The sequence below is a fragment of the Treponema sp. R8-4-B8 genome, assembly GCF_054786175.1.
In genome coordinates this window covers 1-432 of record NZ_BDHE01000450.1, presented here as the reverse complement: position 1 = coordinate 432, position 432 = coordinate 1, and the positions used below count along the sequence as shown (strand labels likewise).

The window sequence follows — 432 nt, the reverse complement described above, 5'->3', positions numbered from 1 at the left end:
TGTCACAAGTTTAGCCCCGATTGAAAACCGGATAAATTTGTCACTTAACCTGGTTTTTTTGCTCATATCCATAATTAATTAACCGCTAACGTTTCCTGTTAAAAAGTCCGAATTTATAACCGATGCCAAAGCTAAGAACAGAATACCCATAATGTATTAAAATTAAGAAAATGCGGCAAATATACATGAAAATTATCTTTATTTCCTTTTTCCTCCTTTTTTCGATCACTTTTCTATACGCGGCAAATCCCAAAAGTATAACGCTGTGTATTCAGGGAAGCGGGTCGGCAAATTTTGTGGAAGGTTTTAAATATGCCTTGACGGTAGAAGCAAAAGCCGCGGTCTATCAGGTTACGGATAATTTAAGCGCGGCAAAATATAATATAAAATTTACGGTAGAATTCGATAATACGGAACAAACATCCAAATTTA

The 432-nt window shown here is 35.2% G+C and carries 1 protein-coding gene; it reads left to right on the top strand.

Annotated features, from left to right (window positions below; translation table 11 throughout):
• Positions 1–170: 170 nt before the first annotated feature.
• A partial coding sequence (locus ACYVRA_RS09205) for a hypothetical protein (RefSeq protein ID WP_461252402.1) occupies positions 171–432 on the top strand: 262 nt, incomplete at its 3' end.